Genomic DNA, 22680 nt, shown 5'->3' with positions numbered 1-22680 from the left:
CCCCGCGCCGGCCACCGGGATCCTGGGGCGTCGGAGCGCTAGGTAATAGCGCCACCGACGGCAGTTTCGTTACGCGCGCCGGCCGGTTCGATCCGTGGCGGCGGATCGCTCTGGCTGATTGCTCAGTCCGATCACGACGGCCGGCGCAATCACGTCGACCGATCAGCCTGACAGGCTGTCACGATCTCGACACAGAAGTTGTGGGTCACCTCTTTGATCGATGTGCTGTCGCGGGACCAGCGCCGTCGGTGACGGACCATCCAGGAAGAGGTGGCTCATGGTGGCACTACGGCGGCTGCTGGCCGCACTGACCGCGACGGTGGTGACCGCCGCGCTCGCTCTGGTGTGGACCGCGGCGCCCGCCCAGGCCGACGAGGCGTGGGAGTCCGCGCTCAAGAACCTGATGACCCGGACCGCCACCTGGACGGAGGGCGGGCTGTCCCGGATCGGCCAGCTCGGCCAGCCGCTGCCCCTGCTCGGGGTCAGCCCCGGCGCCCTGGTCGAGACCGACAAGCTCACCCGCAAGGCCGCCGACGCGCTGGCCTCCGGGCTGACCAAGGACGACGTCGACCTCGGCGGCGGCACCCGGCTGACCAGCTCGGTCACCGCCGACGGCGGCGACCACCTGCTGGACGTGCTGCTCACCACCAAGCGGCAGGTCAGCGACAAGGACCTGACGGTCGGCGGGGTCACCGTGGCCAAGGCGGTCGAGGTGACCGGCTGGGCGACCCTGCACCTGCGCGCCCGGCACACCGCCGCCGGGGAGACGTACCTGGTCCGCGACGGCGACACCCCGCGGCTCGACATCGACGCCGCCGCGAAGCTGCGCGCCGACCTGGACCAGGCCACCGCCTCCGTCGGCATCCTGGGCGTGACGCTCACCGCCGGCAGCACGCTGACCGCGCGTACCCACGTGAAGGTGACCCTCACCGACCCCAACGGGGACGGCCGGCTCGCGTTCGACACGGCCGCCGGCGCCGGGACCGGTGAGCTGGGCGCCGCCGGCTCGCTCGCCGGGCTGGTCCAGGTCGCCCTCGACGGCGCCGGGGGCGGGAAGATCTCCGACACCGAGACCGAGCCGGGGCCCGGCTCCGTGCACGCCGTGGTCAACCTCGGTGCGGCCACCGCCGGTGCACCCTTCGCCCTGCCCGCCGTCGCGGCGGCCGTCAAGGTGGACTGGAACGACATCGCCGTCGGCGCGCCCACGGTCACCACCACCGGCCTGGACGAGACGATCGCCAGGTTCCGCAACATGAGCCCGCTGGACCTCGCCGCCGGGCTCGCCCAGCTCGCCACCCTGCTCGGCGGGGTGCAGCAGAGCGGGCCGGCGGGCAACCTCAACCTGCCGTTCCTGCGTGGCACCTTCGCCGACGCCGTGAAGGTCAACGAGAAACTCACCGGCTTCCTCAAGAAGTACGTCCACCCGAAACCGGACGACCCCGACTTCGACCCGGCCACCGACGACCCGGCCAAGGCCGGCCAGCCGACGTTCAGCTCGATCCAGGAACTGGTCAAGCTGCTCGCCGCCGAGGGACTGCCGGTGGACAACCTCTCCTTCGCCGACGAGAAGCTGGTCTTCCGGGTGAAGCTGGAACGCAACTCGACCGTGGCGGTGCCGCTGGACCCGGGCGCCGCCTCGATCTCCGGCCGCGGCGCCACCTTCACCGCCAACGGCCTCAGCCTCGCCGACGACGACCGCCGGTTCACCGCGGGTGAGCTGGTCGGCCAGCGGGTCGTCGCCGGCACCTCGGCCGGCACCATCGCCGCCAACACCGCCACCTCGATCACCCTGTCCGGGGACTGGATCGGTGGCCGGCCGGCCGCCGACAGCGTCTGGGTGATCAGCGGATCCAGCCCCAACATCGGCGCCGTCGAACTGGCCGGCACGCTCACCAAACCGGCCGGCGGCGACAAGAAGGTCGGCCTGCGGACGGCCAACGCCCAGGCCAGCTTCGCCACCGTGAAGCCGAGCTACAGCGCCGCCGTCACCCTCGTGCTCGACCTGCGCGACGACCTCGGCAGCGCGGCCGCCAACGCCGACCGGGTGCTGCTGCGCACCGACCCGGCGACGCCGCTGTTCGCCGCCGACTTCCCGATCACCACCGGGGTCGACTTCTTCGCCACGGCCGGCTTCCTCAAGGTCAAGCTCGGTGGCAACCTCTCCGTGGGGCCCGCCGCCACCGGTCAGCGGATGCTGCGGGTCGGCTTCAAGCAGGCCCAGGACGTCAGCCTCGGCGAGCTGTTCCGCCGGCTGCAGTCGGAGCCGGGCAACCTGCTGGCCGTCTCCTCCTCGGTGAAGACCACCGGCCGGGTCACGGTCAGCGTCCCGGGCGCCACCGGTGCGCTCGGCGAGGGCGTCGGCGTCGACGTCAGCTGGCAGGCCGGCGGGCAGCCGGTGGTGGACACCGCCGGCCTGGCCGACATCCTCGCCGTCGACTTCAACCCCGACGACCCGAAGGCGCTCTTCGCCGTGGTGGTGGAGGCGCTGCGGCTGGTCAACACCGCGCTCTCCGCGCCCGGTGGCGGCAGCGGCCCGCTGAACACCGAGATCCCGCTGCTCGGCCGCTCCGCCCGGGAACTGCTGGGCGCCGACGAGAGCGGCGTGGGCAAGGGCGTCACGTTCACCGCCGACGGCGCGAACTTCCTGCTCAAGGACGCCGGCCGCAGCGGCGACGCGGCGTTCGACCCGCGGCTGGCCGGGCGCACCGTGGTGATCGGCAGCAAGGCCTACCGGGTGCTGGCCCGGGTGGACGGCCAGACCCTGCGGGTCGAGGCGGCCGGCTCGCCGAAGCCCGGCGACGGGTCCGCGTACGCGCTGCGGCCCGAGCTGGCCGACGCGCTGGACAAGCTGCTCGCCGCACCGCCGGACAACCTCCAGGACGCCCTCGACCTGCTCAACGGCGCCATCGGCGCGGACAGCGGCATCCAGTTCACCCTCGACGAGCGGGCCGGCGGCCCGTACCTGCGGATCGGGCTGGACTGGAAGCGCAACGTGCGTACCGCCGGGCCGCTCGCCTTCGCCTGGGACGGCGCCCGCGAGCTGATCAGCCTGGACAGCTCCGGCACCTTCGCGCTCGACGTCGACGCCCGCGCTCAGCTCGGCCTGCTGCTGCCGCTGAAGCTGAACGCGGCGCCGCTGCTGGACAAGAACTCCTCGGCGAAGGTGACGGTCAGCGGCGGGGTGACCGACGCGGCGCTGGCCGCCCGGGTCGGCCCGCTCGCCCTGGACCTCGGCAAGGATCCGGACTTCGCCACCGTCAAGGCCAACCTCAGCGTCGGCCTCGGCGGGCTCGCCGCGGACGGCCCGGTCAGCGGGCTGTTCGGCGTCACCCCGAGCTTCACCACGGCCGGCGTCGACTGCGGCGACGGGGTCGGCGGCACGAGCACCCCGATCTGCGCCCGCGCGCCGTTGTTCGTCAACAACTGCGAGCCGGACGACGCCACCAACCTGCTCACCTTCACCATGGGGCTGGACCTGGCGCCGCACGCGCAGACCCCGGACCTCACCTCCTGCTTCGCCAACCTGTCGTTGAAGCTGACCGACTTCAACGTCGGCATCGACGGCTACCTGGCCAAGGTGGAGGAGGCGCTGCGGCTGGCCAGCTTCGACGGCAAGCTGCCCCTGGTCGGCGACGACCTCCAGCAGGGCCAGAAGTTCATCGCCCAGTTGCGCGCGGACGTCAAGGCCGCGATCGGTCCGGCGCTGGCCGACGCCACCCTGGACAGCGCCGGCATGCAGGCCGCCCTCAACACCGCCCTGCACGACCTGGACCCGGGCGTGAGCGCCGTGGTCGGCTGCCGCAGCGGGGTCACCGCGCCCTGCCAGCCGGAGGACTTCCAGTCCATCCGGATCACGCTCACCACCTCCCGCGGCACCCCGTCGGCCGCGGCCGGCTGCACGGACGCCGGCGACGCCGACCGGTGCCTCACCGCCAACGTCCCGCTCGACCTGGGCATCCCGGGCCTGTCGCTGAAGGCGAAGAAGGGCGCCACCGACGGCATCCAGGCCAAGCTCGGCTGGAAGCTGCACCTGGATCTGGTCCTCGACCGGGACGAGGGCTTCTACGTCCCCACCCATGACGGGGACACCTCGCCCGAGGTGCAGATCGGCGCGAGCTTCGACATGACCGGCGACCTGGCCGCCCAGCTCGCCTTCATCCAGGTGAAGGCGACCAAGCAGGGCACCGCGCCGCTGGTGCGGGCGTACTTCGGGATCGACCTGAAGGGCTCGGCGGGGGAGAAGAGCTGCTTCGACCCGACGGTCACCGCCGACTGCACCGCCAAGCCGGACGACAAGCTCACCCTCGCCGAGTTCGGTGACCTGGGCTCGCTGCTCGCCACCGACCTGACCGCCGCGGTCAACATCGACTGGCGGCTGGCCGCGGCGGTGGACACCGGCGGCGACGTCTCCGCGCTGCCCGGCGTCAGCGCCCACTTCACCCTGAAGTGGGGGCTGACGCACCAGCAGGGCGGGCTCACCCCGACCGGCGACAACGTCAGCACCCCACTCCAGGTCGCCTTCACCGACATCGCGCTGGACGCCGGCGCCTTCTTCACCAAGATCCTCAAGCCGGTGGTGGAGAAGATCAAGGCGGTCACCGGCCCGCTCCAGCCGGTCATCGACACCCTGTACGCGCCGATCCCGGTGCTGTCCGACCTGTCCAAGGCCACCGGTGGCCCGGACATCACCCTGGTCTGGCTGGCCAAGACGTTCAGCACCCTGGCCGGCGGGCCGAAGCTGGACTTCGTGGACACCGTCCGTTCGGTGATCAGCTTCGTCAACTCGATCCCCACCAGTTGCGCCACCAACTGCGCCATCCCGCTGGGCGCGTTCCAGGTGGACCCGGGCCGGGCGCTGACCACGGCGGTCTCGCCCGCCGCGGCGGAGAGCCTGATCGACAAGGACCACGGGTACGCGCCGGCGAAGACGTCGGACGTCAAGTCCGCGGTGGACGGCGCGGCCGGCGGCGACGCCGGGAAGCTGTTCACGCCCGACGGGCAGGGCCGGACCAACGCCCAGAAGACCGGCTTCAGCTTCCCGGTGTTCGACAACCCGGGTTCGCTGTTCGGCCTGCTCATGGGGCAGGACGTGGAACTGGTCAGCTTCGACTCCGGGCCGCTGTCGCTCGGGTTCAGCTGGCGGCAGTCCTTCGGCCCGGTCTACGCCCCGCCGCCGGTGCTGGTCACCCTCGCCGGCAGCGCCTCGGTGACCGCCCGGTTCATCGCCGGCCTGGACACCGCCGGCATCCGGCACGCGGTGGAGGCCGCCACGGACGGCACCGCGCTGGACGCGGTCAGCCTGCTGGACGGCCTCTACTTCAAGACCGCCGACAGCACCGGCACGGCCGTCCCGGTGGTCACCCTGCGCGGCGAGATCGCGGCCGGGGCGCAGGTGAGCGTCCTGATCGTCAAGGCGGGCATCGAGGGCGGCATCCGGCTCACCGTCGGGTTCAGCTGGAACGACCCGAACAACGACGGCAAGTTCCGCACCAGCGAGTTCCTCCAGGCGCTCCTGGTCAACCCGGTCTGCCTCTTCACCACCAGCGGCGCGCTGTCGGTCTTCCTCAAGGTCTACATCACCATCGACCTCTTCCTGTTCAGCAAGACCTTCGACTTCACCCTGGTCGACGCCACGCTGCTGGACTTCCGGGCGCAACCGGACTGCAAACCGAAACCACCGGAACTCGGCGGCACGGTCGGCGACACCCTGGTCGTCTTCGCCGGCAAGTTCGGCACCAAGGACCAGCGCGGGGACAAGGCGTGGGACAACGGCGCCGGCACGTACGCCGGTGACGTGGTGAAGGTGTACGCCGTGCACTTCGCCGACCCGGATCCGGACTTCGACGGGTTCGCGGTCGAGGCGCTCGGCCGCAAGCAGGAGTTCCTCGACCCGAACCTGACCCGGGTGGTCGTCGACGGCCGCGGCTACCAGGTCGCCGACGCCGACAAGACCTCGCTGTCGATCCTGCTGCTCGGCGACGGCGACACCGGCGGCGACGGCACGAAGACCTCGGTGTTCGACCGGGCCGCGGTGGTCATCGGCTCGGACGGCCGGGACCAGATCCGCACCGGCAGCGGGCCGGCCTGGGTGGACGGTCGCGGCGGGGACGACGTGATCGTCACGGCCGAGGCGGCCGGCCAGGTGAGCCGAGTGGCCGGCGGCGCCGGCAAGGACACCGTGACCACCGGCGACGGCGACAACGTGGTGGCCGGCGACAGCGGTCTCGGCCCGGTGGACCGTTCCGGCGGCACCACCGTGCACACCTCGGTGGGGGACAAGACCCTCGACGGCCTGGTCGACTGGACGAAGCTCACCGCGCCCAGCGAGGCGGCCGGCGGCGAGGACGACCACGTCACCGTCGGGCACGGCGCCAGCACGGTCTACGGCAACGGCGGCGACGACGTGCTCGGCGTGGTCGTCGACGACCGGCCGAACGGGAAGAACACCCTGATCGGCGGGCCGGGTTCGGACATCCTCAACGGCGGCACCGGCGACGACACCATCCACACCGCCGGCAGCACCGCCCCGGCCGACCCGGACGCGCCGGGCAGCGGCGACGCCGGGCTGGTCAACAAGGTCGACACCGGCTCCGGGCAGGACACCGTGCACGGCAGCGCCGGCAGCGACCTGGTCGTTTCGCACTCCGCGAACGGGCAGACCGGGCACCTCTACGGCTACGGCGGCGACGACGTGCTGGTCGGCGGCTACGGCACCGACGAGCTGTTCGGCGGCCCCGACGAGGACTACGTGATCGCCGAGCCGGCCACGGTGGGCGAGCCGGACGGCACCGACGGGTACGGCCCGGCCCGGCCGGTCAGCCACCAGCCGCTGCCGGCCGGCACCCAGTCGCAGACCAAGCTGCTGGTCGGCGGCCTGGGCAGCGACCACCTGATCGGCGGCGACGGCGGGGCGACGGTCTTCGGCGACCGGCGGCTGACCGCCGAGACCTGTGCCGACGCCGCGCTCGCCGACGCCCAGCCCGACCCGACCGACCAGGGCGCGGCCGACCTGATCCTCGGCGGCGCCGGGGTCGAGGTGGTCACCGCCGGCAGCGGCGACGACCGGGCGGACCTCGGCGGCGGCGACGACCGGGCCTGCGGTCAGCTCGGCGACGACACCCTGCACCTGGGCGGCGGCGCCGACCGGGCGTGGGGCGGTCCGGGCGTGGACCAGTTGCACGGCGACGACGGCGACGACCTGCTCTTCGGCAACACCGGCGACGACGGCCTGTACGGCGGCACCGGCGTCGACACCGAGGAGGGCAACCAGGGCGCCGACCAGGTGCTCGGCGGCGATGACGGCGACGTGCTCTACGGCGGCGGGCGCACCGCCGGCGTGGCCGACGGCCGGGACTTCGTCTACGGCGAGGGGGGCGTGGACCGGATCGTCGGCGACAACGGCACCCCGCGCATCGGCGACGTCGGGCCGTACCCGCTGGACCTGGCCGGGGACGTGCCGGCCGCGGGCGGCGGGGACGTCATCTCCGGCGGCCCGGAGAACGACGTCGCGTACGGCGGCCTCGGCGACGACCGGGTCGACGGTGACGGCGGCGACGACCAGCTTGAGGGGAACAACGGCGCCGACCTGGTGCACGGCGGCACGGGCCGGGACGAGATCGTCGGCGGCTCCGGGCAGGAGCCGGCCACCGGCACGGGCCGCCCGGACACCGGCGACCGGCTCTTCGGCGACGGCGACGCGGACCTGATCGCCGGGGACAACGGCCGGTTCACGCCGGCCACCACGGACGCGACCCGGGTCACCCAGGGCCGGACCGGCCCGCAGCGCAAGGTCACCCTGCTCGACCTCGGGTTCAGCCCGGCCGCCGGCACCAGCGGCGGGGACCTGATCTCCGGCGGTGACGGCGACGACGTGATCTTCGGTCAGGGCGGTCCGGACCGGGTGCACGCGGGCGCGGGCGCGGACTTCGCCGAGGGCGGTTCCGGCACCGACTGGGTCGAGGGCGACGCCGGCGACGACGACCTGGTCGGCGGGTCCAGCACCGCGTACGACGGGACCGGGCCGAGCACGACGGGCCAGCCGGACACCGCGGACGCCGTGTTCGGCGGGCCCGGCTCCGACGCGGTCATCGGGGACAACGGCGCGGTGCTGCGCCCGCTCCCCGGCGAGCAGCCCACGGCCGTGACGGTCCGGCTCGGCGCGGACGGCGCCCCGTTCGGCCCGCGGATCGTGGTGCTGCTGGACCGGGCGGCGCTCAGCCCCAGCCGGTTCGGCGCGGACCGGATCAGCGGCGGCGACGGCGTGGACACCCTCTGGGGCCAGGACGGCGACGACGCGTTGACCGGTGACGGCGACGGCGACTACCTGGAGGGCAACGGCGGCGCGGACAGCCTGCGCGGCGACGGCGCCCTCGGGGCGGCCGGGCACGCCACGGTCACCCCGCTGCCCGACCCGGGCTGGCCGGGCGACCCGTCGCCGGCGGCCGAGCTGGTCGGCGCGGGCGCGCCGGCCGGGCAGGACGACCTGATCGGCGGCAGCGCGGCCGCCGGGTTCCGGGACACCGGAGACGTCCTGGAGGGCAACGCCGGCGACGACGTGCTCCTCGGCGACAACGGTTCGCTGCTGCGGACCGTGACCACGGTGAACGGCAGTCCGGCCGAGCGGGTCTACACCGAGCGGTACCCGACCGGCGCGGTGCCGGCCGACGCGACCGCGGCCCGCACCCACGACCCGGCGCTGCCCGGCCCGTCCACCCGGTTCTGCACCACCGGGCAGGCCACCTGCGAACCGGCCGGCGCCTACGGCGACGACCAGCTCTTCGGCGACGCCGGCAACGACGGGGCGTGGGGCCAGGACGGCGACGACCTGATCCGGGGTGGCGCCGGCGACGACGACCTCTTCGGTGAGCTGGGCGCCGACACCCTGTACGGCGAGGACGGCCGGGACGCCATCCTCGGTGACCGGGGTGGCGTGGTGAACCAGTACCTGAACGCCGACGACGTGGCGGCGCTCGGCTTCACGGCGACGCTGTCGTCGGTGCCGCAGGAGTCGTACACCGGGTTCCGGGCCGGCGGGTACGACCGCCGGGTGGACCTGCTGCACGACACCGACGGGGACGCCTGGATCGGCAGCGCCACCTCGGCGGCCATGCCGCACGCGGGCCTCACGGCCGGCGCGGCCGACTACATCCGGGGTGGGGCCGGCGCGGACAACATCCACGGCGGCTTCGGTGACGACGTGGCCAACGGTGACAGCGGCGGCGACGAGGTGTTCGGCGGCGAGGGCTCGGACGTGCTCTGGGGCGGCAAGGGCTGCGACCCGGTGCTCGACGCGACCAACCCGCAGTGCCTGGTGAACGGGGTGTTCAGCGCCGCCGCCCGGGGCGACCAGGACCAGTACGTCGACCACATCTTCGGTGGCGCCGGGGCGACCAGCGGCCCGGCCGTCACCGCGGTGCTCGGCTCGGACCTGCTGGACTTCCGGCCGCGCGGCTCCTACCCGGACAACTGCGCGGCGGGGGCCTGGCCGGTGGACCTGTCCACCGGGACGGTCGACCCGTGCCGCTGGTTCGAGGCGACGAACCTGGACAACGACGTCCTCGCCGACAACCAGCACCACCACGGCACGGACTGGATCTACGGCGGCTGGGACCGGGACGTGCTCCAGGGCGACGTGACCCAGAACGGGCCGAACAACGGTGACCGGCTCTTCGACTGGAACGGCGCGTACAACCTGTTCACGCACTGCAACTCGGCGTACGGCGGGTTCAACGACATCCGCCAGCACAGCCCGGCGATGCAGGACTTCCTGACCCGGCTGGCCTGGACCACCGGCGCCGGACGCAGCGCCGACGACGTGACCACGGCGGGCACCTCCGCGTTCCTGGAGCTGTCCTACGTGTATCCGCGCGACAACAAGGATCAGGGTGCCGGGGCGGCGTTCCCGTCCACCCCGGGGCACTTCGACACCCCGTCCTGCACCGACTGAGTGAGGCGTCCGGGGCCCGGCTCTCCCGTGGGAGCCGGGCCCCGGCGCGTTCAGCCCTCGACCGGCGGCATGACCACGGCCGTCCCGGTCACCCGGATGCCGCCGGTGACCGGCACGTCGACCACCAGCAGCCCGGGCCGGCCCAGGTCGGCGCCCTGGTGCAGGCGCAGGGTCACCGGCGGTTCGACCAGCCCCCGGGTACGCAGGTAGCCGCCGAAGGCGGCGGCGGCCGCCCCGGTCGCCGGGTCCTCGACGACGCCGCCGACCGGGAACGGGTTGCGGACGTGGAACTCGGTGCCGGCGGCGCGCCAGACCAGCGCCACCGTGGTCCAGTCCCGGCGCAGCATCAGCTCGCGCAACCGGTCGAAGTCGTAGTCCAGCGCGGCCAGCCGCTGCCGGGTGCCCGCGCCGATGATCAGGTGGTGGGCGCCCGCGTACGCGACGGCGGGCGGCAGCGCCGGGTCGAGATCGCCGGCGGCCCAGCCCAGCGCGGCGAGCGCCTCGGCGAGGTCGTCCGGCGGCACCGGCGCGTCGGCGGGCGCGACGCTGGTCAACGTGGCGGTCGGCCGCCCGTCGGCGTCTCGGGCGGTCGCCACCGGGACCGTGCCGGCGCGGGTCCGGAAGGTCAGCTCGCCGGTCCCGCCCCGCTCCGCGACCGCGACGGCCGACGCGATGGTCGCGTGGCCGCAGAACGGCACCTCGGCCTGCGGGCTGAAGTAGCGGACGTCGTACTCGCCGGGGCCGGTGGCGGTGAGGAACGCCGTCTCGGAGTAGCCGATGTCGGCCGCGATGGCCTGCATATCCGGCTCGGTGAGGGCGCCGGCGTCGAGGACGACCCCGGCCGGGTTGCCCGCTGCCGGGTCGGTGGTGAAGGCGGCGTACCGCAGGACTTCCGTCATGGCGCCAGGTTACGGGTCAGCCGCCGGCGGCCCGTACCCAGCGGATCTCGCCCTCGTGCCGGACGTCGGTGGGGGTGAGGCCGGCGGCGGTGGCGACGGCGGCGGACGCCCGGTGGTCGGGGTGGATGTGGGCGATCACGGTGCCTACCCCGTGCCGCCCGAGCCAGGCGATCAGCGCGCGGGTCGCCTCGGTGGCGATGCCCCGCCCCTGCCAGGGGGTCCCCACCACCCAGGCGATCTCGGCGGTGCGTTCGTCGGCCGGGCCGGTGACGGTCGCCTGGACCGTGCCCACCAGGCATTCCTCGTCGGCGAGCCGGATCACCCAGTTGCACCAGGAGACGGCCGGGTCGGGGGAGCCGGCGACGAGCCGTTCGTAGCGGGCGCGCAGGGCCGCCGGGTCGGCGGGGGAGCCACCGATGAAGGTGTGCAACCGTGGGTCGGCCAGCACGGCGGCCATCTCCTCGGCGTGCGCCACGAGCAGCGGCAGGAGGAGCAGCCGCTCGGTGCGGATGGTCTCCGGGGTGCGGGGCGTCATGCTTCTGATCATGGCAGGGCTACCTGCCGACCGTCCCGTCGATCCGGTCGCGGAGCAGGTCGGCGTGCCCGTTGTGGCGGGGGTGCTCAAGGTCATGCCGGGACGCTCCAGGCCGGTCGGCGGGTGCGGGCGTGGGTGCGTGGGCGACGGCGGCTACCGCTCACCGGTGGCCGTTCCGGATGCGCTGGCGGGCCCGGAGCCGGGCGGCGGTGGCCGGGGTCGAGCCGGTGGCCCGGGCGGTACGCAGGACGTCGGTGAGGGTGTCGGCGATGCCGCGGACCCGGACGGCGGCCTGCTCGGAGGTCTCGCCGTGCAGTTCGACGGCGGTGGCATGGATGATGCCGCCCGCGCTGACGACGATGTCCGGCGCCCAGAGGATGCCCCGCTGGTGCAGCAGATCGGCGGTGGCCAGGGCGTCGAGCTGGTTGTTGGCCGGTCCGGCGATCGCGGTGCAGCGCAGCGTCGGTACCGACTCCGCGGTGAGCAGCCCGCCGAGCGCGGCGGGGACGAGGACGTCCACCTCGGCGGTCAGGCAGTCCGGCGGGCTGACCCAGGTGGCGCCGGCCGCGTCGGCGAGCGGGCGGCGGGTGTCGTCGACGTCGCCGGCGACCAGCGTCGCGCCGGCGCCGGCGAGCATTCGCAGCACGTGGCCGCCGACCCGGCCGAGGCCGAGCACCGCGAAGCTGCGCGCGGACAGGTCGGCCGAGCCGAACCGCTCGGCGCACAACGCGCGCAGCGCGGCCAGCACCCCGGCGGCGGTGTGCGCGGAGGAGTCGCCGCTTCCGCCGGCGTCGACCGGTCGGCAGAACGCGTACGGGGTCCGGTCGGCGATGGTCAGCATGTCGTCCGGTCCGGTTCCCACGTCCGGGCCGGTGGCGTAGGCGCCGGCCAGACCGGCGATGACGTCGCCCACGTCGTGCAGGATGGCCCGGCGGGTGGACCCGTCCGGCGTCCGGCCGGGCGGGAGGGCGACGACCGTCTTGCCGCCACCGTTGGGCAGCCCGGCCAGCGCGCACTTGTCCGACATCGCGGCGGACAGGCGCAGCGCGTCGGTGAGCCCGTCCCGCCAGTGCGGGTAGTGCGCCAACCGGCAGCCGCCGATGGCCTGCCCGAGCGCGGTGGAGTGCACCGCGACGATGATCGGCAGGCCGGACCGGCCGCCCCGCCGGACAACGACGTGTTCGTGCATGGACCCGCTGTCGACCGCCGCCGTGACCATGATGATTCCTCCCGTCATCCGCCTGCCCGAACGGGGTCGACAGTAGGCAGTTGGACGGGCGCTACCGGCTCTTACCGAACGTCATTCGGAAACGGTGCGACGATCTCGATCGTGGACGAACTTGATTCGGCGATAATCCGGCACCTCCAGACAGATGCGCGGCAGACCAACCGCGAGCTGGCCCGCGCCGTGGGCATCGCGCCGTCGACCTGCCTCGAGCGGGTGCGCGCGCTCCGGGATCGCGGCGTGATCACCGGCTACCACGCCGAGATCAGTCTCGCCGCGCTCAACCGCGGGGTGCAGGCCCTGTTGCATGTGCAGGTCCGCCCGCTGAGCCGCACCGTCATCGAGGGCTTCAAGACGTACGCGATGAGCCTGCCCGAGGTCGTGTCGGTGTTCGTGGTGGCCGGCGGCGACGATTTCCTCGTCCAGGTGGCCGTGCCCAGCGTGGACAGCCTGCACGCCTTCCTCATGGACAAGTTCAGCGGGCGCCGCGAGATCGTCGGGTTCCGCAGCTCGGTCATCTACCAGCACGCCCGCAAGCAGGTGATCGAGCCACTCGACCGGTAGGCGGCGGCGCGCGGCTCAGGCCACGAAGTGCAGCAGCAGGAACTGGCGGTCCAGCAGCGCCCGGTTCAGGGCCTGGAGCGAGAGGGTGGTCACGCCAGCCGCACCGAGACGTTGCCCCGGTAGGAACCGCGCAGCAGGGCGAGGAACGTCTGCGGCACGTCCTCGATCCCGCCCTCGACCACCGTCTGCGGATACACGAAGCGGCCCTCGCCCAGCCAGGTGCTGAGGTGCTCCCGCCAGGCCGCGATCTGCGCGGGCGTGTGGTGGCAGGAGAAGGGCAGCAACGTGACGCCGCGGGCCTCGGCCGCCGCGGGGTCGGGCTGCGGAAAGCGCTGCGCCGCGCCGCCGAGCTGACTGGACAGCGAGCCGCAGAGCGCGAAGCGCGCGCCGGGCCGGGCCGCCTGCAACGCCCCCTGGTACTGCTCACCGCCCACCACGTCGAAGAAGACCGAGATGCCCTCGGGGGCGAGTTCCCGCAGCCGGTCGGCCGTGGCGCCGTCGTGGTAGTCGAAGGCGGCGTCGTAGCCGAGTTCGCGCACCAGGTAGTCGACCTTGGCCGGGCTGCCGGCGCTGCCGATCACCCGGGTGGCGCCCAGGCACCGGGCGATCTGTCCGGCCAGTGAGCCGACGCCGCCCGCCGCGCCGGAGACGAATACGACGTCGCCCGCGCCGACCGCCGCCACCTCGGCCATCCCGTGGTAGGCGGTCGGTCCCTGGCCGAGGTGGTAGCCGGGGTCGGCGAACAGCGCGCGGTCGAGCTTGACGTACGAGCCGGCCGGACCGGCCGAGTACTCGCTCCAGCCGGTCATCGACTGGACCAGGTCGCCGACCTCGAGGTCGGGGCTGTCCGAGCGCACGACGGTGCCGATCGTGGCCACCCCGACCCGCTGGCCCGGCTGCCAGGCCGGCACCGGGATGGCGCAGTCGGCCCGCATCAACTCCAGGTACGTCGCGGCGAGGCCGATCTGCTCGGTGCGTACCAGGACCTCGCCGTCCACCTCGGTCTTGGCGACGGTGAAGTGGTCGAGGGTGGGGCTACCGGTGACCTGGGCGGTCAGCTGAATCTCACGGGTGATCATCTTTTGTCCTTGCCTCGGGTGTGGCTGTCGTGATCGACACTAGAGAGGCTTGCGGTCAGTTCCTGACCGCAAGTCGAGGCAGGATGTCGGTATGGCGAACACCAGCTCGCGGACCCTCAGGCTGCTCTCGCTGCTGCAGACCCACCGACACTGGTCCGGCCCGGAACTGGCCGGTCGGCTCGGGGTGTCCGAGCGGACGCTGCGCCGCGACGTCGAGCGGCTGCGCCAGCTCGGCTACCCGGTCGGCGCCGCCCGGGGCACCGACGGCGGCTATCAGCTGGCGCCCGGCGCGGTCCTGCCGCCGCTGCTGCTCGACGACGAGGAGGCGGTGGCCCTCGCCGTGGGCGTCGGCGACGCGGCGCAGAGCGGGATCGCGGGAATGCAGGAGGCGTCCCTGCGCGCGCTCACCAAGGTGGTGCGGGTCCTGCCGCCCCGACTACGGGCCAGGGTGGACACCCTGCGGGCGATGACCCTGTCCGCCGTCACCGCCGGGCCGGTCGTCGCGGCAGACGTGCTCACCGCGGTCGCCCAGGCCTGCCGGGACGAGGAGCGCCTGCGGTTCGGCTACACGGCCCGGGGCTCCGCACCCACCGAGCGCGAGGTCGAGCCGTACCGCGTGGTCGCCCTCGGCGGCCGTTGGTACCTGGTCGCCTACGACCTGGGCCGGCACGACTGGCGTAGCTTCCGGCTCGACCGGCTGAGCGGGCCGGCGGCCACCGGTGCCCGCTTCCGGCCCCGCCCGCTGCCCGCCGAGGACGCGGTGACCTTCGTCCAGGCCGCGAGCGGGGCCCCGGCGCCGTACACGGTGACCGCGCTGGTGCACGCGCCCGCCGCCCGGGTGCGGCAGGCGGTGGGCAGTTGGGGCACGGTCGAACCGGTCGATCAGGACCGCTGCCGGCTCACCATGACCTCGACCTCGCTCGACTGGCCGACCCAGGCGCTGGGCAACGTGGGCGCCGACTTCGAGGTGCTGGGGCCGCCGGAGTTCGTCGCGCACGTCCAGGAGTGGGGCAGCCGATTCCTCCGCGCCACCCGGGCGGCCGGCGGTCAGGACCGCGAGCCGAGCTGAGCCACGAAGGCCCGCCAGGCCGGCGCGGCGAAGGTGAGCACCGGGCCCGTCGGGTCCTTCGAGTCGCGTACGCCGACCACGCCCGGCAGGTTGTCGGCGACCTCGACGCAGTCGCCACCGTTGTTGCCGCTCTTCGTGCTCTTGCGCCACCGCGCGCCGATCAGTTCCATGATCGTGCTGCTTCCCTTATCAGGTCGAGGGATTGGGCTCGGGACAGGGCCTCTCCACGAACCCGCTCCCACCGCCTGTCCAGGGTAGCAATGTCCTCGGTCTGTTCGATGATCTGCGCTTGCGCCTGGCTGTCGACGTGTGCCACCCGACCGCCGTCAGGCAGGGCCGCGCACACGACCGCGCCGCCGGGCTGGACCTGCGACGACTGCGGCGAGGACTGGCCCTGCTCGGCGTGGACGGATCCGCCGACCGATGCCGCCCGGCGGGCCGAGCTGCTGCCGGAGTTTGTCCGGCTGGCTCGTCGGGCGATCCGGGATCTGCGCGGTCGTTCGGGCGGTCCGCAGCCGCTCGAGATCGTGCGGCGGTTCCTGTGGTTCTTCCCGCTCACCGATGAGGAGGCGCGCGCCGTCGCCCTGAGGCTGCGATGAACCGCGCCCGGATGGCGCACATCCCCTCGCGTCCGACCTGGCGCTGCCGGGCGTGCGGAATCGCCTGGCCCTGCTCCCCGGCGAAGCTGCGGCTCCTCACCGAGTACCGCGATGCCCGCCCGGGTCTACTGATCTACCTGGCGACCCTTGCCGCCGAGGCGGCCGAGCAGCTCCCCGGCGCGGACGACGGCGTTGCGCCGGCCGGCCTGTACGACCGCTTCATCGGCTGGGCGCGTTCGCGCGGTTGACCAATCGGCGTGGCCTGCGCGGAGGCGGGGCGGACGGGTCCCCCGTCCGCCCCGCCGGGCACCCGTCCGGCCTGGCTGTCCGCAAACCAGGAGGCCCGCATGCCTTCAAGCGGTATGCCTCTGTGGCATGAATATGCCTCAGCGGCATATCGCTCGTGAGTAACCTCCAACCTGATCCGTCGGCTGGAGGGCCGGCGCAACGACAGACATCGGTCAGCAAGGCCAGCGGCAAGCTGGCGGTCTCGCTCCGGGGCCCGGGGCCGGGGGCCTCGGGCCGGGGGCGAGGGCAGGGGATCGGGGGCCGGGGGCCGGCGGATCGCTCGATGGAGCGCCGGCCCCCGCCGCGCAGGTGGTTCAGCGACGCCACTTCTGGTTCGCGCCGCCGGTGCAGTCCCAGATCTGCAGCCGGGTGCCGTCGGCGGAGCTGACCCCGGTGGCATCCAGGCACTTGTTGGACTGCGGGTTCACGATGTCGCCGGCGGACGTGAAGGTCCACCGCTGGGCGCCGGTGCCGTTGCAGTCGTAGAGCTGCACCTTCGCGCCGTTGGCGGTCGATCCGCCGGCCACGTCCATGCACTTGCCGAGCGCCCGCACCGAGCCGTCGGAGTTCCACGTCCACCGCTGGGCGGCGGTGCCGTTGCAGGTCCAGAGCTGCACGGCGGTGCCGTTGGCGGTGCTCGCGGAGGCGACGTCGACGCACTTGTTGCCGTACCCGGTGATCGGGCCGCCGGTGCCCCCGCCGCTGCCGCTGTCCCAGGCCTGGACCCGGACGTAGTCGATCGTCATGGTCTGCGGGAACGTGGTGCTGCCGTCGGGCGAGCCGGGCCAGTTGCCACCGACCGCGACGTTCATGATCATGAAGAACGGGTGGTCGAAGACCCACCGGTTGCTGCCCGCGTCGGCCGGGGTCTTGCGGGAGTACGCCACCCCGTCGAGATACCAGGTGATGGAGTCGGGCGCCCAGTCGACGGTGTAGGTGTGGAAGGCGTCGGCGAGGGCCTGGCCGTTCGGCAGCGAGGTGGAACCGCCGAGGCCGTTGCCGCCGGAGTAGCCGGGGCCGTGCAGCGTGCCGTACACGGTGGACGGCTGGTTGCCGACGTTCTCCATGATGTCGATCTCACCGCTGTTGGGCCACGGGTTGGTGGCGATGTCGCTGCCGAGCATCCAGAACGCCGGCCAGAGCCCCTGCCCGCGCGGGATCTTGATGCGCGCCTCGAACCGGCCGTACGCCTGGGCGAAGGTGCCGTTGGTGAGCAGCCGGGCCGAGGTGTACTGGCAGCTGCCGTACCAGCAGTTGTAGCCGTTCGGATTCTCCTTGCGGGCGGTGATCACCAGGTTGCCGTTGCCGTCGAGCGCGGCGTTGCGGGTGCTGTTGGTGTAGTACTCCAGCTCGTTGTTGCCCCAACCGCCGCCGCCGATGTCATAGCGCCACTTGCTCGCGTCGGGTGCGGCGCCGGCGGCGCCGTTGAAGTCGTCGGACCAGGTCACGGCCCCGGGTCCGGCGAGGGCCGGACTGCCGGTGGTGGCGGTGAGCGCGACCGTCAGGCCCACGCTCGCCAGGGCCACGGCGGCGATGGTGCGGATGCTGCGCACGGATGCCTCCCTGCGGTTGTGGCGTTCCCGTCCGGCCGCGGGACGGCCGCCCGAACGGTAAACAAACCATAAAGATAGACTTCGATGAAGCTATGAACGAAGTCGACGGCTGTCAAGAGAGCGCTTCCTCGGCGGCGGGAACGACTCCGGAACCCGCCGGTAATATTGACGTCACGCGATGCCGTTCGGAAGGATCCGGTAGCGGGACGAGGGGCGGCACCGGACCGACGGGGTACCGGGCGACCGGTCCCGTGGGGAGGCACCAGATGAGACTGCCCAGGTACGCCACGCTCGCCGGGGTCGGCGTGCTGGCGTTGGCCCTGCTCCCGGCCCCACCCGCGGCCGCGGCCGACGCCCAGACCGTCACCGTCAGCACCGGCCGGTCGGTGTACTTGGCGGCCGAGGGCAGCCGGGCACCGGTGGACCTGGCGGTGTCCACCTCCGACGGACGGCCCCTCGGCGCGGCCGTCACCGTGCGCTGGACCGCCGGGGGCGGCACCGCCACCGCCGGCGCCGACTTCACCGCCGACTCCGGCGCGGTCACCTTCCCCGCCGGCAGCCCCTCCGGGGCCACCCGCTCGCTCGCCGTCACCGTGCGCGCCGACGGCATCCCGGAAACCGCCGAGACCGTGCCGGTCACCCTCACCGCCGCCGGGGCCACCGTCGCGGCCCGGCCCACCGTGGTGGTCGACGCGCACGGCCTGCCGTACCTGGACCGCCGGCTGCCGGTGTCGCGGCGGGTCGCCGACCTGCTCGGCCGGATGACGCTGGCCGAGAAGGTCGGCCAGATGACCCAGGCCGAGCGGGCCGCCGTCGCCGACGACCCCACCGCGGTCGCGCGCTGGCAGCTCGGCTCCGTCCTCTCCGGCGGCGGTTCGACCCCGGCCACCAACACCCCGGCCGCCTGGGTCGAGATGGTCAACGGGCTCCAGGCCCAGGCGCTGAGCACCCGGCTGCAGATCCCGTTGATCTACGGCATCGACGCCGTGCACGGCCACGGCAACGTCTACGGCGCGACGATCTTCCCGCACAACGTCGGCCTCGGCGCCACCCGCGACCCGGCGCTGGTCGAGCGGATCGGGCACGCCACCGCCGCCGAGGTGCGCGCCACCGGCATCCCGTGGAACTTCGCGCCCTGCCTCTGCGTGTCCCGCGACGAGCGGTGGGGCCGCAGCTACGAGAGCTTCGGCGAGGACCCGGCCCTGGTGGTGTCGATGGAGAGCGTCATCGACGGCCTGCAGGGCCGCCGGTCCGGGCAGCTCGACGACGCCGACCGGGTGCTCGCCACCGCCAAGCACTTCGCCGGTGACGGCGACACCGACTACGACGAGGCCACCGCCGCCGCCAACGAGGGCAAGCCGTGGTGGGAGCAGAAGTACCCGATCGACCAGGGCGTCACCGTCACCGACCGGGCCCGCTTCGCCCGGATCGACCTGGCGCCGTACGGGCCGGCGGTGCGCCGCCACGACGTGGGCAGCGCGATGCCCTCCTTCTCCAGCGTGGACTGGACCTCCGACGGGCTCGGCAACCCGATCAAGATGCACGCCAACCCGGACCTGATCACCGGCGAACTCAAGGGCCGGCTGGGCTTCGACGGCTTCGTCATCACCGACTGGGAGGGCATCCACCAGATCCCCGACCCGGCCGAGCCGACCAACAGCGGGCTGACCGCCTACAAGGTACGGGTCGGGGTGAACGCCGGCAGCGACATGTTCATGGAGCCCAACACCGCCGAGCAGTTCGAGCAGCTGCTGCTGGCCGAGGTCGGCGCCGGCCGGGTCGGCATGGCGCGGATCGACGACGCGGTGCGCCGGATCCTCACCAAGAAGTTCGAGCTGGGCCTCTTCGAGAATCCGTACGCCTCGGCGGCCAACGTCGACCAGGTGGGCAGCGCGGCGCACCGGGCGCTCGGCCGGGAGGCCGTGGCCAAGTCGCAGGTGCTGCTGAAGAACAGCGGGCGGGCCCTGCCGCTGCGCCCCGACGCGTCGATCTACCTGGCCGGCCGTAACGCCGACGACCTGGGCAACCAGGCCGGCGGCTGGACGATCACCTGGCAGGGCGTCTCCGGCCCGGACGCGATCCCCGGCACCTCGATCCTGGACGGCATCCGCCAGGTCGCACCGGGCGCCCGGGTCACCTACAGCGCGGACGCCTCCGCCCCGACCGGCGACGCCCAGGTGGGCGTGGTGGTGGTCGGCGAGACCCCGTACGCGGAGGGCTACGGCGACGTCGGGGGCCCGGAGTGCGGCTGGTGCAGCGTGCCGCAGCAGGAGGAGAAGTCACTGCGGCTGCAACCGGCCGACCGGGCGGTCGTCGACAAGGTCTGCGCGGCGCTGCCCACCTGTGTGGTGCTGGTCGTCTCCGGCCGGCCGCAGGTGCTCACCGACCAGCTCGCCGAGATCGACGCGCTGGTCGCCTCCTGGCTGCCGGGCAGCGAGGGCGCGGGCGTGGCCGACGTGCTCTTCGGCCGCCGCCCGTTCACCGGCCGGCTGCCGGTGAGCTGGCCGCGCGCCGAGGAGCAGGTGCCGATCAACGTCGGTGACGCCGACTACCGGCCGCTGTACCCGTTCGGCTGGGGCTTGCGTACCGACCGGGGCCGGGACCGGCTCGCGGCGCTCGCCGCCGACCGGCCCCAGCTGGGCGCGGCCCTCGCGCCGGCCGCCTGGCACGCCGACGGCTCGCTGCGCGACGCGCCGCGGATCCTGGACCGCCTGGGCGGGCAGCTGCGCGCCGACCGCGGGAACGCCGCACTGGTCGACGCGGTCCTCGCGGTGGCCCGCGATGCCGCCCAGGACGCGGTGGTCCGGGGCGACGCGCCGGAGAACTGGGCCGCCCTGCTCGCCGACGCCGAGCACGCCCAGCTCAGCGGCGACCCGGTCCGGGCGTTCACCCTGCTCGTCCGCGTCGCGCGCTGACCCCCGCCGGTCGGTCTCCCCGGTTCCCACCCTGATCGGGGAGACCGACCGGCGGCCCGGTCGAGCGTCACTGCGCGGCGGGCGCCGGTGTCCGCTCGGGGCGTTGGCCCTCGGGCGCGGGCCGGCGCATGTCCCGCCACGGCCCGCCGAGCAGCGGGGTGAGCACCACCAGCAGGTAGCCGGCGCCGATGGCGAGCAGCGGCCCGGTGGTGCCGAACCGTTCGGCGGCCACGCCGGCCCCGAGCGCGCCCAGCGGCATGGCCGCCCAGGCGCCCGCGCCGACCACCCCGAAGACCCGGGCCCGCATGTGCGCGGGGATCCGTTCGAGTTTCACCGCGCCGATCAGCGGGTTGATCGCGCCGGCGGCGAGGCCGGCCAGCGCGAAGACGGCCATCACCACCGGCAGCGGCGGGGCCGCGGCCAGCGCCCAGAACGGCGGCGCGCCGGCCACCGCGAACGCGGTGACGAAGGTGGCCCGCCGGGGCAGCCGGTGCCCCACCGCGCTGAACAGCAGCGAGCCGACCAGGGCGCCGCCGCCCATCGCGCCGACCAGCAGGCCGAACGCGCTCGCCCCGCCCAGCTCCCGGGTGGCCACCACCGGCAGCAGCACGTTGCTCTTGGCCGCGTCGAAGAGGTTGGTGACCAGGATCAGCAGCACCACGGCGCGCACCAGCGGCTCGCGGAGCAGGAAGCGCAGCCCGGTGGCGAAGTCCCGCCAGTAGCCGCCCGATCCGGCCTCCGCTGCGGCGTCGGCTTGCAGGCTCCGCGGCACCAGGATCGCCACCATCAGCGCGGACACCGCGAAGGTCGCCGCGTCCACGGCCAGCACCGGCAGCGCGCCCAGCAGGCTGACCAGCAGGCCGGCCACCGGCGCGCCGATCAGCCGGGCGCCGCGTTCGGTGGCCTCGAACCAGCCGACCGCCCGCTCGATCGGCACCCCGGCCGCGGTCGCCGCCTCGGGCAGCAGCGCGTTTCGGGCCGTCTGGCCCGGGGTGTCGAGCAGGCCGCTGACGAAGACCAGGCCGAGCAGGGCGGGGAACGGCAGGCCGACCGTGGCGTGCAGCAGCGGTACGGCGGCGACCGTGACGCCGGAGACCAGATCGGCCAGCACGCTGGCCCGGCGGTAGCCGATCCGGTCGACGAGCACGCCGCCGAACGCGCCGCCGAGCACGACCGGGGCGGTGGCGAAGGCGCCGGTGAGCCCGGTTGCCGCGGCGGACCCCGTCTCGGCCAGCACGTAGAGCGGCAGCGCGATCAGGGTCAGCATGTTGCCGGTCAGCGAGACCACGTGCGCGCCGAGCAGCCCGGCCAGGGGGGCGCGGCGCGGTGCGGCCGCCGTCATCGCGGGTCCCGGAAGGCGTGGTAGATCAGGGTGACGGTGCGGGCGTCGGGCCGGTCGGCGTCGCTGCGGGCGTGCCAGCGCGCGGCCAGCGCCTCCAGATCCGCCCGCAGCTCGACCAGTTCCTTGCTGGTCAGGTGCAGCCAGGAATCGCTGTTGGCCGTGCCGCGTACCCACGCCGGGTCGAGCGTGGCCTCGGCGTCGAGGTAGCTGCGCAGCCGCTCGACGTACCGGTCCAGGACGGCGCGGCGCAGCAGGTCGGAGGCGGCCTTGCGCTCCGGGTCGGCGAGCATCTCGACCAGTTCCAGGTTGGTGCGGGCGTGCGCCGCCCGCCACCAGCGTTCCCGGCGGTTGCGGGCCAGCTCGGGCGCCTCCCGCACGAACCCGTGCTCGGCCAGTTTGCCCAGGTGGTAGCTCACCGAGCCGACCGCCTCGTCGACGATCTCGCTGAGCGTCCCGACCGTCTGCGGGCCGCGCAGCCGCAGCTCGCCGAGCAGGCGCAGGCGGGTGGGGTGGGCGAGGGCCCGCATGGCGCGGGGGTCGCTCAGCCGCAGGATGGGCTCTTCTTCGGTCACTGCCTCAGCCTAGAAGAACAAGAAAGCATGTACAAGAAGTCTTGTGGAACGAATGACGGCCCGCCCGGCCGGTCCCGGAAAGGCGGCAGGCCCC

General features: G+C 73.8%; 13 protein-coding genes and 1 pseudogene. 5 read left to right on the top strand and 9 right to left on the bottom strand.

What is annotated here, in order from left to right; all coding sequences use genetic code 11:
* Window positions 1-277 precede the first annotated feature (277 nt).
* On the top strand, window positions 278-9946 hold the full coding sequence (locus tag ACIBPB_RS29920) for a hypothetical protein (RefSeq protein ID WP_396842785.1): 9669 nt from the start codon (window positions 278-280) through the stop codon (window positions 9944-9946).
* 50 nt (window positions 9947-9996) lie between these two features.
* On the opposite strand, the gene ACIBPB_RS29915 is transcribed toward ACIBPB_RS29920, so the two are convergent.
* The 3 genes from ACIBPB_RS29915 to ACIBPB_RS29905 all read right to left on the bottom strand — a co-directional run bounded on the left by ACIBPB_RS29915 (window position 9997) and on the right by ACIBPB_RS29905 (window position 12599).
* A complete protein-coding gene (locus ACIBPB_RS29915) occupies window positions 9997-10845 on the bottom strand; it encodes a PhzF family phenazine biosynthesis protein (protein ID WP_396842784.1) in 849 nt (282 codons plus the stop codon).
* 16 nt (window positions 10846-10861) lie between these two features.
* Window positions 10862-11380 carry a GNAT family N-acetyltransferase gene (locus ACIBPB_RS29910; RefSeq protein WP_396842783.1) on the bottom strand — a complete coding sequence of 173 codons (519 nt, stop codon included), beginning with the start codon at window positions 11378-11380 and terminating at the stop codon, window positions 10862-10864.
* 160 nt (window positions 11381-11540) lie between these two features.
* A complete protein-coding gene (locus ACIBPB_RS29905) occupies window positions 11541-12599 on the bottom strand; it encodes a Glu/Leu/Phe/Val dehydrogenase dimerization domain-containing protein (protein WP_396842782.1) in 1059 nt (352 codons plus the stop codon).
* Window positions 12600-12710: 111 nt separating this feature from the next.
* On the opposite strand from ACIBPB_RS29905, the gene ACIBPB_RS29900 reads away from it, so the two are divergent.
* Window positions 12711-13169, top strand: coding sequence for an Lrp/AsnC family transcriptional regulator (locus ACIBPB_RS29900; protein WP_396842781.1), 459 nt, complete (start codon window positions 12711-12713; stop codon window positions 13167-13169).
* A gap of 89 nt (window positions 13170-13258) precedes the next feature.
* On the opposite strand, the gene ACIBPB_RS29895 is transcribed toward ACIBPB_RS29900, so the two are convergent.
* Window positions 13259-14248, bottom strand: coding sequence for a zinc-binding dehydrogenase (locus ACIBPB_RS29895; RefSeq protein WP_396842780.1), 990 nt, complete (start codon window positions 14246-14248; stop codon window positions 13259-13261).
* A 91-nt stretch (window positions 14249-14339) separates the two neighbouring features.
* On the opposite strand from ACIBPB_RS29895, the gene ACIBPB_RS29890 reads away from it, so the two are divergent.
* On the top strand, window positions 14340-15317 hold the full coding sequence (locus ACIBPB_RS29890; protein ID WP_396842779.1) for a helix-turn-helix transcriptional regulator: 978 nt from the start codon (window positions 14340-14342) through the stop codon (window positions 15315-15317).
* On the opposite strand, the gene ACIBPB_RS29885 is transcribed toward ACIBPB_RS29890, so the two are convergent.
* A complete protein-coding gene (locus tag ACIBPB_RS29885; RefSeq protein WP_396842778.1) occupies window positions 15296-15487 on the bottom strand; it encodes a DUF397 domain-containing protein in 192 nt (63 codons plus the stop codon). The genes ACIBPB_RS29890 and ACIBPB_RS29885 overlap by 22 nt on opposite strands.
* Window positions 15478-15756: pseudogene (locus tag ACIBPB_RS29880) on the bottom strand (Scr1 family TA system antitoxin-like transcriptional regulator); the annotation flags it as partial. The pseudogene ACIBPB_RS29880 and the gene ACIBPB_RS29885, both read right to left, overlap by 10 nt.
* A gap of 156 nt (window positions 15757-15912) precedes the next feature.
* Between ACIBPB_RS29880 and ACIBPB_RS29875 the strand changes: the two are divergent.
* Entirely contained in the window at window positions 15913-16164 is a 252-nt protein-coding gene (locus ACIBPB_RS29875; RefSeq protein ID WP_396842777.1) for a flavin reductase, read from the top strand.
* A gap of 354 nt (window positions 16165-16518) precedes the next feature.
* Here ACIBPB_RS29875 and ACIBPB_RS29870 read toward each other — a convergent pair whose 3' ends face one another.
* Window positions 16519-17757 carry an RICIN domain-containing protein gene (locus ACIBPB_RS29870; protein ID WP_396842776.1) on the bottom strand — a complete coding sequence of 413 codons (1239 nt, stop codon included), beginning with the start codon at window positions 17755-17757 and terminating at the stop codon, window positions 16519-16521.
* 266 nt (window positions 17758-18023) lie between these two features.
* Here ACIBPB_RS29870 and ACIBPB_RS29865 point away from each other — a divergent pair, with 266 nt between their 5' ends.
* A complete protein-coding gene (locus ACIBPB_RS29865) occupies window positions 18024-20672 on the top strand; it encodes a glycoside hydrolase family 3 protein (RefSeq protein WP_396842775.1) in 2649 nt (882 codons plus the stop codon).
* 67 nt (window positions 20673-20739) lie between these two features.
* Here ACIBPB_RS29865 and ACIBPB_RS29860 read toward each other — a convergent pair whose 3' ends face one another.
* Entirely contained in the window at window positions 20740-22014 is a 1275-nt protein-coding gene (locus tag ACIBPB_RS29860; RefSeq protein WP_396842774.1) for an MFS transporter, read from the bottom strand.
* A complete protein-coding gene (locus ACIBPB_RS29855) occupies window positions 22011-22586 on the bottom strand; it encodes a helix-turn-helix domain-containing protein (RefSeq protein WP_396842773.1) in 576 nt (191 codons plus the stop codon). Before ACIBPB_RS29855 ends, ACIBPB_RS29860 begins: the two co-directional genes overlap by 4 nt.
* Between the last annotated feature and the right edge of the window lie 94 nt (window positions 22587-22680).

The organism is Micromonospora sp. NPDC049836 (assembly GCF_044465125.1).
Lineage (GTDB): Bacteria > Actinomycetota > Actinomycetes > Mycobacteriales > Micromonosporaceae > Micromonospora.
Note: the sequence above shows the minus strand (reverse complement) of the source record. Positions and strands in the feature narration are given on the sequence as shown.